This is a genomic window from Micromonospora sp. NPDC049004 (assembly GCF_040649315.1).
GTDB lineage: Bacteria > Actinomycetota > Actinomycetes > Mycobacteriales > Micromonosporaceae > Micromonospora.
This window is the reverse complement of the sequence record NZ_JBEZFG010000001.1, coordinates 62925-75996: the sequence shown is the minus strand read 5'-3', so window position 1 is coordinate 75996 and position 13072 is coordinate 62925. Positions and strand designations below refer to the sequence as shown.

Below are 13072 nucleotides of genomic sequence, written 5' to 3'. Positions count from 1 at the left end.
CTCAGTTTCCGGATCAGGCGGTCGGGGCGGTGAGGCGCAGGCCGAGGCCAGGTCGCAGTACGGGAGCTCGGTACGCGTACTGGATAGCGGCGGTGCCGTCTTCGTTCTCTATGCCGATGGTGGCGCCACCACCCAGCTCGAGGAACGTGCCGTCGATGTCGTCGTAGGCGAACCGGTAACCGCCCGCCTCGTCAGCGATCAGCTGGAAGGACACCCGGGTGTTCGGGTCCTCGTAGGACGCCACGTTGCGCCACTCGACGACGAACTGCCGGTTCGGGGCAGTGCCGCGGGTCGCGGTCCGCACGCTGGCCAAGGAGTCGACCACCCAGTCGTGCCAGAACGGGTAGACCGCGTTGTTCGGCTCCGCTGGGCTGCGGGGCGATGGAATCGGCCAAGCGTCAGACGATGGCGTCCCCGGATCCGTGTAAGCAATCAAGCCGTTGGTGTCCACCCACATCGAGGTGTACGTCTTGCCGTAGTGGATGACCGGGAAAGGCAGGGTGACCTTGGTGATCGCTTCGTCGCCGGTCAGCGGCAGAACTGTGGTGTTGGCGGGATTCCACGCGACGGGTTCTTCGGTGACGGTGTAGCCGCTAAACGCAGGTGTGGCAGCGAGCCCGAAGTCGGTTACCGGCTCGGTGTTGGTGCCGACAGTAGCCCGGCCGGCCGAAGATCCGGTGCAAGTGCCGGTCTGTGTCGCGATGACTGCGTAGTCCCCGGCCGGCACGTTATTCAGGCGGTACGTGCCGTCGGCCGCAGTGGCGCCGGTGATGCCACCTGCGCTTACAGTGGCCCCGCTCACCGGGCTGCCCTGGCAGGTCACCGTGCCCTTGATGGCGCCGACGCCAGGCTGACTGGGCACGAACGTCACGCCCTGTCCGGTACCGAGCAGCGCCTCCTTAAACAGGTACTGGAAGCCGAGGGTGCCGCTCCCGTTTTCGATGCCGACGGTGGCGCTGTTGCCCCGTGCGATCGCATTCGTGGAAGGGATTGACCCGTATGCGAAGGAGATCCTCCCATCCTCCGAGAAGATGGCCTCGAAGGTGAGACGGATGTTCTTGTCGGCGTACAGGTAGACGTTGCGGAACTCCACTACCCACTTGCGGTTAGGTGCGGTGCCGGTCGTCGCCGTGGCGATGCTCGCAGCGGCATCCACGCCCAGGTCGTCCCAGAACGGGTAGACCGCGGCGTCCGGCAATCCCTCGGCGCCCGGCGTGGGCAACTCATTGTTCGCCGGACCGATCCAACCGAAGTACGTCGGGTCCTTGAACGCGATGACACCATTGGAGTTGATCCAGGCCGAGGTGTAGGTCGCGCCATACAACTTGATCGGGAACGGCGGGTTCTTCTGCCAGGTGGTTTCATCGCCGGTCCAGTCCTCGGTGACCGTGCCGGGGATGAACGTGGTTGCGCCGGAGGTGCACTTGTAGCCGAACTCGTCCCCGTCGGTCATCACCGATAGGTCCACGTCTGCCAGGCCGCCGGGTACATCGACGACGTTTCGGGCGTACCGCCCGGCGCACTGGCTGGTGCCGGTGGCCACCTGCACGGTGTACTCGCCAACCGGGACATCACCAAATGAGTAGTTGCCGTTCGCGTCGGTGGTCGTCGTCCGGCCGCTCGGGCTGAGGCTGACGGTCAGGCCCGCGGCGGGTCCGCCGGTCACCGCCACGGTCGCAGTGCCGCTGATGACGCCTGGCGTGTTCGGGGTAAAGGTGATCGTGCCGGCGGAGTCGATCGCGGCCTCATGGAAGGAGAACAAAGTGGCGACGGTGCCAGACAGGTTCTCGATGCCGATGGTCGCAGCGGCGCCCTGCTGAAGCTCGCTGCTCAGCGTGCCGTAATTGAAGGCGATCGTACCGGTGGTTTCGCTGAACACCGCCTCGAACGTGATCCGGTCGGGGCCGCTCGGGCGGAACTTGGCGTTGCGCCACTCGATGACAAACTTCCGGTTGGGCGCGGTGCCGATCGTGTCGGTGCGCACACTTGCCGAGGAGTCAATCTCTAGGTCGTCCCAGAATGGGGCGACCACGGCGTTCGGCGCGGCCAGCGTGGGCATCGTCGGGTTTGCCCAGGTGTCGGTGCCGAGTGCGCTATCGAAGGTAAGGAATCCGTTGGTGCTGACCGTGGCCGAACTGTAGGTCTGGCCGTGGAACGGGAAGCTGAACGGGAACGCGACCTTGGTCGTAACATCGTCGCCAGTCAGTGCCGCCACCACGTTGTTCGCCGCGGTGAAGGTGCCGGTCACCTGGGCGCAGGCATACCCCATGCCGCCGTAGTCGAGCGCCCGCTGCAGGTCCCTGACGGTGTTCGCGGTCAAGTCGACGATCGCTTGGGCCACCTGCGGGCAATTCTGGTTCTGGGCCGAGTAGACCGTGTAGGTGTCCGCAGTCAGCCCGTCGAACCGGTAGGCCCCGTCGGTCGCACTGGTAACCGTCAAACCAAGCGGATCGAGTGTCACCTTCGCGCCGGAGACTGCGGTACCGGTCATGCTCAGGACTTTGCCGGACAGCGAGTAGGTGGACGGGATGTCCATCTCGATCGGCGTCACGAACGTTACCGTCCTGCCGGTGACCAGCACGGCCTCGCTCGCCGAGTAGGTCAGGCCGTCCGCGCCGTTCGGTGCCTCGATCCCGACCACAGCCTTCGCACCGCGCTCGTTGTCGCTGTCTAGCCCGCTGTAGTTGAACGTCACCTTGCCGTCAGGGGTGAGCACTGCCTCGAAGGACAGCCGCTCACTTGCGGTGCCCTTGCGCAGCACGTTGCGCCATTCGACGACGAAGGAGGACGCGGTACTGGTGGAGTTGACGCTCGATGCGGAATCGACCACTAGGTCATCCCAGAACGGCGCGACCAGACCGTCTGGCATCGCCGTGCCGGGCAGCGACTTACCGTCGCCGGGCCGCGATCCGCCTGGGTCAGTGAAAGTGATCACACCATTGGTGTCCAGCCAAGCCGAGCGGTAGCTATGGCCGTAGAAGGGGAACGTGAATGGCAGGTTGACCGAGGTGACCGCGTCATCGCCGGCGAGCACGACGACATTAGCGCCCGCGACGAACGTCCCGGTGGCCTCGTCACAGGTGTAACCAAGGTCGTCAGTCGGGTCGGTGACGACCAAGTCTTGCCAGGCGTCGCCGTTCAGGGTAAGCGTGATGGTGAAACGCTTGCCGCATCGGCCACCGACCGTCGCCGTGACGGTCACCTGCCCGTTGGGCACGTCGGTGAACGTGTAGCTGCCGTCGGCGGCGGTCGTGGTGGTGCGCTGTCCCGGTGTGAGCGTCACGGTGGCGCCCGCCACCGGCAGGAAATCGATGTCGTCGAGCACCATGCCGCTGAGCGTGCCGCCGCCGGTCACCTCGATCTGGGCCGTACCGATCTGACTGAGCACGCCGTTGGCACCGACCGACCTGGCGTACACCATGGCGGTGCCGGCCGCAGTCGGGGTGATCGAGCCGTCAGCGGTCGCGCCGGCGACGGCTGGTGTCGCCGTCTTGTCAAGGATCGCCGAGGGCGAGCTGTACTTGTACGAGGTGACGTTGGTGTCGCCGCCGGCACTCATCCGCACCGTCGACGTTCTGCCGACCGCGGGTGCGGTCGAGTCCGGGAGCGTCACTGCCGGCGGCAAAGGCGCAGTAAGCAGTGCGAGGTCCGCCGTCGGCACAGCGAACGGGTAGACCGCGACATCGTCAAGCTGGCCGGTGAAGTAGCCGTCGGCGACGCCGTTTAGCTTGCGCCGGCCGATCGTCACGTCGTTGGTCGCGTTGAACCCGCCGATCAGCGTGGCGGTGGTGGTCTGCGCGACGCCGTTGACGAACAGGGTCAGCTTCTTCGTAGACGCGTCGAAAATGCCGGCGATGTGAGTCCACTTGCCGGCCGTCGGTGCCGCGTTGGAGAGTGCCTGAAACTGCGTCGCATTGGCGACATCGGAGCCAGCCATCGCGAAGCGCCATTTGTTGTCCGTTGGCGAGTAGCCGAGCGTGTACGCGGAGGCCTGCGACCCGTTAGCCGAGATTGCCGAGCGCTGGGCGGTACCGCCGGTGGCTGCGAGCTTCACCCAGGCGGCGACGGTAAAGGTGGAGTTGGTGGCGACGTTGGTGGTCACCTCGGTGTCCGGGTGCGGGAAGTGCACGGCACCGGTCTGGGACGCGTAATCCGTGGTGCCGTTGAGCGACAGCGCCTGACCGACGCCGGAGCGCCCGGCAACGCGGGTAGCGCTTCCGGCCAGGGTTTGCGAGTTGCCGTGGCTTGTACCGTCCAGGGCATCACCGCTCGCCTCGTCGAAGTCCCACGACGCCGCGGGCCCTGTTCCACCCCTGACCTTGAACTTGTAGACGGCCGGGGTGGCCGAGAATCGGCCGGACTTCTCCTTGCTCCATACCTGTAGCGTGTTGACGCCATCCTTCGTCGGGATCAGGTTGGGGATCTCGCCGGAGAAGTCGGGCTTCGCAGCCACTGTCGGCGCCGCGCTCGCCTGCACGCCCGAGTCGAGGGTATACGCGTACGCCACGATGTCGGATGGTCGGCTGGAGGGTGCGCCGATGGTGAAACTGCCGCCCAAGCCGACACCGCCAGCACCGGGTACCGACGGCCCGTCGGCCGGGTAACTGGTCGATGCGACCGAGGTTGGCGGGGCGGGCGGATTGAGGTCGGCGATGAACTCGCAGTTGCCGGACCAGTCGCTGTAGTCGGTACCGTCGTAGGTGCGCGACTTCCAGTAGTAGACGGTGTTGTCGGCGAGCTTGCCAGACGGGATCGGCTTGGAGACCGCGGACGGGTTGCCGGACGCCTGCGAGACTTTGTTGGTCTCATTGGCACTGCCACCTGCCGCCCACCAGTAGAAGTAGGTGGTCAGGTTTTGCTGGCTGGTGTCCGGGTCGGTTTGCTTGGCGGCGAGGATCGGAGAGGCTGTCAGCACGTACGGCCGGGATGCTCCAGTGGCGCAGGCCTTACCGTCGGACTTGCGCTCACCAGGGGCGCCGGGCTTTGTGTTGTACGTGATGGCTAGCTTTGGCGATGAGTGGTTAAACCGCTTCCACTGGTTCTTGGTACCCTCATCGATCGCCTTGAGACCGACGGTCATCGTGGTCGACGCATTTGAGTGCGCCACCATGGAGGTGACCGGGAATTCGTCACTGCCCGGGCCCGAGCAGCCGTGCACGGCGCCAACCTTGCGGTTGGCCGCAGTGGTGGCAGTGTACGAGCTGTACCAGGTCGGCTGATTGTTCCAGGTGGTCTTGTCGCTGATCGCGCCGGTGAGCCAGAGTTTCGCGTTCGACTTGGGGCTGCATGTCCAGGCGTGTCGCTGCTCGATGCGGAACTTCGCGTCGAGGATGTGCTTGCCCTTGACCTGCGAGATGTCCATCCGGAAGAGGGAGCGGATGATGTGGTCGCTGCATCCGGAGCAGTCTTCGGTGCGGCCCACCCCGGCGGAGCCGAAGTTCTTGCCGTCAGTCAGCGCGCTGGAATTCTTCCAGAATGAGCTTGACTTGTGCTTGCTCCATACCGAGGTCCAACTGCTACCGGAGACGCTGCCGCTCCAGGCCGGGTCGATGTGGATCGGTAGCTCGGCATCGGGGTCGGTGAGCAAACCCTGGTCCGGCACGATGGTCAGGTCCGACCTACCCAGTGACACCTTCATCGGAGCACGCCGTGCGCGCTCCTTGACGGCCTTCCGCTCGGGTGCGTCCTTCTTGCGCGGGGCGTCAGTACCGACTTTGGTCTGCGGTGCCTCAGGGGCCGACTTGGCAGCTTCTCCGTCGATCGACGAGTCCCACATGAACGGCGTCGGCGATGTGAAGACCGCCTTGCCCTTACCGTCGCGTGCACTGAGCGCGCCGGTCGCGTCCGCCTCGACCTTCACACCCTTGGTCGCGAGGCCGAACGTGAGCGAGGCAAGCTTTGGGTTGCGAGTGGCTTGCCGGGTACGGACGACAAGCTCCTCCGTGAAACCGACGCTCTGTGCCACGACCTTGAGGTCAACGCCGGGGTACACGTCGCGGTAGGTCGCCGTGTCGCCGGCCAACACCGGCTTGGGCAGCGTGCCCGGGAACGAGACGGCGAGTTCCTTGGCGCCGTCCCGCAGAATCGCGAGCGGGCCGGTACCGCCGGCCGAGAAGGAGATCGGCAGCGCCGAAGCGCGCGGCGCGATGCCGGCGGCGGTGGCCTTGAGGCTGGTGTCAACCGGCACCCAGCTGCTGCCTTTGCGCACGCGCACCGGCTCGACGCCGATCTCGACAGTCTGCGAGCCGTCGCTGTTCGCCCAGGTCTGCGACACCTCGGTGCGTTCGGCGAGAATCTCCACCGGCTTGCCGCAGGTCGTGGCTTCGCGGTGGGCAGCAGCTTCATCGAGAGCCTCGGAGCGGCAAGCGGGCTGCGGGGCTACGGCAGCGACTCCCGGTGCGGGCACGAACGTCGCGCCGCTGACCACCAGAACGCTGACAAGGAAGAGCCTACTTCTGGTTGGCAGCCTGGAACCTCGACGTCGTCGCATGCTGTTCCCCCCGAGACACGATCGAATCTGAACGGAGCCTAGGGAGGCCTGAACCGTAGATCAACGAATGTGAGTTAGTCGATGGTTACTCGCCTTTGAGCGTCCGATGTGGAAGGTTGAGGGGTTCGACCGGCGTAGTACGGCAGCCGCCATTCGCGATCTGCGGTCGACCTGGTGTTTCTGGTGGTCTTTACGAGTTCGCTGCCTGGAGGATGGTGGTAAGACCGCCGCAACAGCACCACCGCCCGAGTTGGCCTTCTACCGTTGCTGGGCCCCACGCCCAGCAACACTCGCCCAACTCGTCCGAGTCGCCGGCATTCGGCGGACCGTCGAAGAGAGCTTCCAGGCCGCCAAGAGCCAGGTCGGCCTGGACCAGCACCAGGTCCGCCGCTGGGACTCCTGGCACCGCTTCACCACCCCTGGCCCTGGCAGCCCTCGCCGTCCTGGCGATCTGCGCCGCCGACGCCGCGACCCACGAGACCGACGCCCCCACCGACAGCGGCTTGATCAGGCTGACCGTCAACGAGATCCGCCGTCTGATCAACACCTGCATCATCGCCCGAACAGCGACCTCACCCACCGTTACCACTGGTCACAGTGGCGACGACATCACCATGCCCGAGCCCGACGATCCCACTACACGCGCCGCTCAACCTCGATCACGAGCGGCGGCTGCCGTGCTAGCTGGTCCGCAGCGGTCAGGTAAGCCTCCGACCGAGTACCGCAGCAAACCTCGTCACGGCTTCGGCCTACGGATAGCAGCAACTTGCCGGCTCCAGTTGCTGACCGCGACGACCTTCACGACGTCGCCAGTCTTGGGCGCTTGAATGAGGTACTGCCGTCCGCTCCGATCAACACCGATGTACATCCCGACATGGCCGGGGCGAGACATCGTGCCGTCCGAGCCGGGAATGAAGACCAGATCCCCGGGTTGCATCGCTGACAGGGAGGGGATAGCAACACCGGTGTGCACCTGGTCGGCGGTGACCCGAGGGATTCGCAGACCGCCTGCCGCCCAGGAGGCCATTACCAGGCCCGAGCAGTCGTAGCTGTCCGGCCCTTCGGCACTCCAGACGTAGGGCTTGCCGAGCTGGCCCAGGGCGAAGGTGACGACTGCCCGCAGCTGCGGGTCAGACGGCAGTAGGTAGCCGTCGGGTAGGCCAGCGTCGTCCAGGGGCGGCAGTCCGTCCCCGCCGTCGCTGGTGCAGACGATGTTCAACCGGTCGCTGATTAGAGCGACCAGCTGCTGGGCCTCCGGCTGCCACTTCGCGTAAGCGTCGGGGAATGCCGACCGCTGGACGGCTTGCGCGGCCTGGGTTAGCGGCATGGTCTGCCAGCCCTCGACCTTAACGAGGCGCTCGTAGAACTTCCCAGTGGCGTAGCGCGGGGCAAGGATCTGTTCGGGGGTGCCCCAGCCTTGGCTGGGTCGCTGCTGGAACAGCCCGAGCGAGTCGTGGTCGTTGTCCGCGCCGAGGTGGCCCAGGTTGCGCAGGGTGGACTCCTGCATGGCGGTGGCCACCGCGATTTCCCAGCCGTAGCGCGGCACGTGCAGCTCGGCGCCGACGGAGACGATGATGGCCGCGTTGCCGACCTGCTCGGAGGTCCAGGAGCCCTGACCAGCCCAGCCGTTCGGTGCGGCTGTGGCACCGGGCGAGGCGCTGGGCGGGTTGATGGTGCAGCCCATCGCCGGACTCGCTCCAAGCATCGCGAGGGCGACGAACACGATCAGCGCAAGCGGCGCCAGGACCACGACAGCGAGTCCGCCGGCGAGGATTGGCCACCGCCGGGTCACCGCAGGCCAGCCTGGCGGATCTCGTACCCGATGACCCGCCAGGCGGATCCGTTCGGACCGCCGCGGCGCAGGGCGCAGTCGACCAGGCTGCGCTCGGTCCAGCCGCGCCAGCCGTCCTCACCGAGAGGTGTCGCGGTCACTCGGACCGCGCGGTGGCCGGCGATCGCCGTATCGGCCGGCTGCAATGCGTCGAGGAAGGGCTCAACGACGGCGTCGACGAACGCCCGGTGTTGGGCCCAGGTTGCCCAGCGGCCGTCCCGCCTCGCGGCAGGGTTCTGTCCGGCCAGCGTGCCGTTGGCGTAGCGGATCGCGCGCTGGTAGGCGTCGTCCGGTCCGGTGTCCCGCCGGGTGTCGGTGCTGTAGAGAGCCGCGGTGAACCGGCTGCACACCTCGCCGGGTTCGGCGTACGCGAAGCCGGGCTGCGTTGGCGGTGACCCCGGAGCAGCGACCTCAGCCGAACTGAGGGCGGTTGTGGTCGGCCTGGTTGGCGCTGACTGTCCGGCGATGGCGCAACCGGCAACGGCCAACGTCAGGGCAGCTGCCGCTGCTGCTCGAGATCGCTCGTCCATGGGCACGACGGTGGCGAGATGCAAAGGCCGTTACCGCTCCCAGTGGCCGCTGTTAGCGGCGGTAGCGGTGGCGGCAATTCCAGCGTCAACGCTGCCGTCAGCCCTACCCGGCGAAGGTCCAGGGCAGATGCCCAACCGAGGGCATCGTGACCTTCGGGAGACTGCCGTGTTGGCTCACTACCTCGCTGGGGCTGCGCTCGATGCTCTGGCCGCCGCCCCTACTCCCCCGCCGGCCGCCCCACCTGGCCTGGAAGCCACAGGAAACCTCTTTATCGGCTGGATGAAGTGGATCCTCATCGTCGCCGGCGTCGGCGGCCTGCTCGTCTGCGGAATCATGATGGCCGTCGGGCGCCGCAACCGATCAGCCTTCGCAGCCGACGGGGCGGCTGGGATCCCTTGGGTGCTGGCCGGACTCACGTGCGGCGCGGTCGCGGCCGTGGTCGTCGGCGCAGTCCTGCCGGGCTGAGTCATGACTTACGACGTCATCACTCACGCCCGCCGCACCACGCGCCGCCGGGTCACCGCTCTTTGTTTGGTCGCTGCGACGGTGTTCGGCGCTGCTGCCGTGGCGCTGGTATTCGGCGCTGGCCCTGATCGTCCTTCGACCCCATCGTTGGGACCGGTACTGGTCCAGCCCGAGACGACCGTCGACAGCGGGGCCGTCCTGCCCGATGACTTGGACTGGGCCGACATCGCGGGAGTCTCGGTGCCCGTTTCGAAACAGTCCGGTCCTCTGTTCGCCGGCGAGGGGCAGGCTCGCGGTTTCGCACATAACCCTGGCGGCGCGGTGCTGGCCGCCGTACATATCGTCGTACGCGTCACCCCGCAGGTCGGCCCCGCCGTTTTCGACCCCACGCTCCGGGCCCAGGTCGTCGGAGCCGACGCGGCCGCAATGCGGGACCAGGTCGAGCGGGCGTACGAGGAGCTGCGCGGGCAGGCCGGCGTGGCGGACGGGCAGCCCGTCGGCCGTCTGAACGCCACGCTGCTCGGCTACCGGATCCTCAGCTACACCGACGACCAGGTCGTCCTGCGCCTGCTGACCGAGGCTCCGGACGGCTCCGGCAGTTCGCTGATGGTGAGCACCGAGGTGGGCGTGCGCTGGACGGGTTCGGACTGGGCGCTGCTGGCACCCGCCGGCGGGACGTTCGACGAAGCCGTGACCATCGTCTTGGATCCCTACGCCGCTATGTTCCTTCCCTTCAACGCAGGCGGGTGACCGCATGCCTCTCTGCAACCCCTTCATGCCCGCGACCTGCACCAACGTCATCGTCGGTGGAATCAATACCGGCGTCGAGGCGCGCGACTCGATGGTCAACACGATCCTCGACGGACTTGCCACGGCGGTGAAAGAAGCCATCCAGTGGGTCGCCGGCCTGCTGACGAGCTGGACGCTCATTCCGTCGAACAACCTGTGCCCGACCAGTGGTTCCGACCCGGGGCGGTGGGCCACCGACTGGGTGGCCCAGTGCAACGGGGCCGCTGGGCCGGCGCAGCAGCTGCGTGGGTTCATGCTGCCGATCACGATCCTGGTCCTGGTCGCCGGATTGGTGTGGCAGGGCATCACCATCGTCGTCAGTCGCAAAGGTGCACCGCTTATGCAGGCGGTACGGGGAGTGTGGAACACCGCCCTCTGGGGCAGCGTCGGCGTCGCCGGCACGCACCTGCTCCTCAAGACCGGGGACAGCTACTCCATGTGGCTGCTGAACGAAGCGATCTTTAAGGAGTCCAACGAGGCACCCAATGAGGCGATGAGCGCCGCGCTCGGCGCGTTACTGCTTCCCGGCGCCGAGGTGGCCCCGTTCGTGATGATCCTGGTCGGCGTCGTCGTCATCCTCGCCGCGGTGGTGCAGACGATCCTGATGGTCTTCCGCGAAGGAGCCGTGGTCATCCTGGCTGGCCTGCTTCAGCTCGCCGCGGCCGGTTCCATCACCCGAGGTACGAGTCAGTGGCTGCACAAGACCCTCGGCTGGTCGCTCGCGCTCGCGCTGTACAAACCGGCGGCGGTGTCGGTGTACGCCACCTCATTCGTGATGATGCGCGGCAACGGACGGGACTGGCTGATGGGCCTCGGCATGCTGGCCCTGTCGGTGATCGCCCTACCGGCGCTGATGAAATTCTTCACGGTGTTCACCGGCGGCGTCGCCTCCGGAGGCGGAAGCCTCGGCATGGCGGGCGCTGGCGCAGCCGCAGGCCTGCACGCCGCGTCCTCGGTACGCGGAGCGGTCGGCGGTCACAGTGCCGGCGATCACGCCCGCTACATGGACTCGCGGGGACCTGGTAACGGCGGCGGTAACGGGCCCACCGGTGCCATGCCAACTCCGTCCGGGCTCTCGCCCACGAACGGATCCGGCGGGGGAACGACCAATAATGCGCCGACGGTGGTCGCTGGTAGCGCCACCGCCGGCGGCACCCCGGGCCCGGTAACACCCACGACGACAGTGCGCGCCGGTTCTGGCGCTACCGCGTCCGCCGGTGGTAGCGCCGCGGCCTCGGGTGGCGCCGCGGCTGGGGGCGGCACGACTGCGGCCGGGATGGCGGGAGCCGCGACCGGGCCGGCCGCGCCGGTAGTCATCGGCACCGTCCTGGCCGCGCAGGCCGGGGCCACGGCAGCGAAGGCGGGCGCGACCACGGCCGACTCCGCGATGCGGAACGGGAATACGCCGTCGTGAGCAGCGACCAGGCGCAAGTCCGTACCTACGGGGGTTGGCGGCGGGCGCGGGGCATGGGCTTGTTCGGTCTCGGGCCTACGCAGACCTTCGTCGTCCTCGCGGCGATCACCGTGCTGATCGTCTCCGGTTCGATGGCGCTGCAAGCACTGGCCGTTGCTGCCGGTCCCTGTGTGCTGCTCGTGGTCCTGCTGGTCCTGCGCTGGGACGGGGTGCCGCTGTCTGCCGGAATCGCACAGCGTGTGCGATGGCTGATCGGCACCAGCCGCGGCTACACCTCGTACCGCTCGGGGGTGATGGTGGCTGGCGAGCACGCCTGGCAACTGCCGGGCGTGCTCGCACCGACCACCCTGCTGACGGTTGAGGACGAGGGGGCGGGCGGGTACGGCGTGGTCTACAACCGCCGGTTGGGCACCATGACGGTGACGCTGCGCTGCGCGGCCACGTCGACCTGGTTGGCCGACGCCGACGCGAGCGCGGCGTGGGTGGCCAACTGGGGTGGCTGGTTGGCGAACCTGGGCTACCTGCCAATCGTCGACCACGTCACCGTCACCATCGACACGGCGCCGGATCCCGGCTCCCGGTTGGCCGACCACGTCAGCCGTCGGATCGTGCCGCACGGGCCGGCGTCCGCGCGGCGGGTGCTGCAACGGCTGGTGGAGGTGTCTCCGGCGGCCGCTGCGGACGTCGAAACCCGAGTGTCGGTGACCTTCAAGCCCGGCGCCTCCCCCAGCAGACCCAAGGACCTCGACGAAGCGCTGGAAGAGATCAGCCGGACCTTGCCAGGTCTGGAGGACTCCCTGGGCAGCTGCGGACTCACCGTCCTCGGCCGGGCCACTGCGGAGTCCATCTCGGCCATCGTGCGGACCGCCTTCGACCCGGCCAGCCGCGGTGACGTGGCCCGGCTGGCGGCGACTCCGGGCCTGGATCTGACCCGATGGTTGGACTGGGACACCGCCGGGCCTGTCATGGCCGAGGAGCACCTCGATCGGTACGTGCACGACTCCGGCACATCCGTGTCATGGGCATGGCATGAGGCACCTCGCCAGCACGTGCACGCAGACGTCCTCGCACGGCTGCTTGCTCCGGGCCCGTACCCGAAGCGGGTATCGCTGCTGTACCGGCCGTTTCCCGCCGGGGACGCCGCGCGCATTGTCGAAAGCGAGGTCAACGCAGCGGCGTTCCGGGCGGCCTACAACCGGGCGCAGAAACGCGACGAGTCCGCCCGCGACCACGCCGACCGGGAACGGGCCCTCCAGACCGCGCGTGAGGAGGCGACCGGATCCGGGGTGGGCCTGATGTCGCTGTTCGTCACCACCACCGTCGTATCCGTCGACGACCTGGGCCGCGCCATCGCCGACGTCGAATCCCGCGCCGACGTAGCCAAGATCCGACTCCGGCAGCTGCGCGCCAGCCAGGCCGCCGGCTTCGCCACCACCATGCCCTGCGGCGTATGTCCGCCGCAGCTGGCCCGCCACTGGCCCCGCTGAGCTCAAGATCAGGAGATACCGATGAAGAGCAACGCCGCAGACGCGGCCATGCCGGCGCCAGCATG

The 13072-nt window shown here is 67.5% G+C and carries 7 protein-coding genes; 4 read left to right on the top strand and 3 right to left on the bottom strand.

The genetic code is table 11. The features are described 5' to 3' along the window. Positions 1-13: 13 nt before the first annotated feature. The 3 genes from AB0B97_RS00300 to AB0B97_RS00290 form a co-directional block, all read right to left on the bottom strand. A complete protein-coding gene (locus tag AB0B97_RS00300; RefSeq protein ID WP_357489326.1) occupies positions 14-6427 on the bottom strand; it encodes a carboxypeptidase regulatory-like domain-containing protein in 6414 nt (2137 codons plus the stop codon). Between the two features lie 799 nt (positions 6428-7226). After that, positions 7227-8282, bottom strand: a complete 1056-nt coding sequence (locus AB0B97_RS00295; protein ID WP_357489324.1) for a C40 family peptidase — start codon at positions 8280-8282, stop codon at positions 7227-7229. After that, the gene (locus AB0B97_RS00290) at positions 8279-8671 is read right to left on the bottom strand and encodes a hypothetical protein (RefSeq protein WP_357489322.1); all 393 of its coding nucleotides are present in this window, start codon (positions 8669-8671) and stop codon (positions 8279-8281) included. Before AB0B97_RS00290 ends, AB0B97_RS00295 begins: the two co-directional genes overlap by 4 nt. 460 nt (positions 8672-9131) lie before the next feature. Here AB0B97_RS00290 and AB0B97_RS00285 point away from each other — a divergent pair, with 460 nt between their 5' ends. The 4 genes from AB0B97_RS00285 to AB0B97_RS00270 are packed head-to-tail and all read left to right on the top strand — an operon-like array spanning position 9132 to position 13007. Further along, positions 9132-9317 (top strand): hypothetical protein, encoded by a 186-nt coding sequence (locus AB0B97_RS00285; RefSeq protein WP_232233993.1) that lies wholly within the window; start codon positions 9132-9134, stop codon positions 9315-9317. A 3-nt stretch (positions 9318-9320) separates the two neighbouring features. Then, a complete protein-coding gene (locus AB0B97_RS00280) occupies positions 9321-10067 on the top strand; it encodes a hypothetical protein (protein WP_357489320.1) in 747 nt (248 codons plus the stop codon). Positions 10068-10092: 25 nt separating this feature from the next. Continuing rightward, the gene (locus AB0B97_RS00275) at positions 10093-11520 is read left to right on the top strand and encodes a hypothetical protein (protein WP_357489318.1); all 1428 of its coding nucleotides are present in this window, start codon (positions 10093-10095) and stop codon (positions 11518-11520) included. Beyond that, the gene (locus tag AB0B97_RS00270) at positions 11517-13007 is read left to right on the top strand and encodes an SCO6880 family protein (RefSeq protein ID WP_357489317.1); all 1491 of its coding nucleotides are present in this window, start codon (positions 11517-11519) and stop codon (positions 13005-13007) included. The genes AB0B97_RS00275 and AB0B97_RS00270 overlap by 4 nt, the downstream gene beginning before the upstream one ends. Positions 13008-13072: the final 65 nt, after the last annotated feature.

What these genes read in the sequence shown, in the direction of transcription:
- AB0B97_RS00285 (WP_232233993.1), top strand. Translation starts at nt 9,132, where the DNA reads ATGAAGTGGATCCTCATCGTCGCCGGCGTCGGCGGCCTGCTCGTCTGC.
- AB0B97_RS00280 (WP_357489320.1), top strand. Translation starts at nt 9,321, where the DNA reads ATGACTTACGACGTCATCACTCACGCCCGCCGCACCACGCGCCGCCGG.
- AB0B97_RS00275 (WP_357489318.1), top strand. Translation starts at nt 10,093, where the DNA reads ATGCCCGCGACCTGCACCAACGTCATCGTCGGTGGAATCAATACCGGC.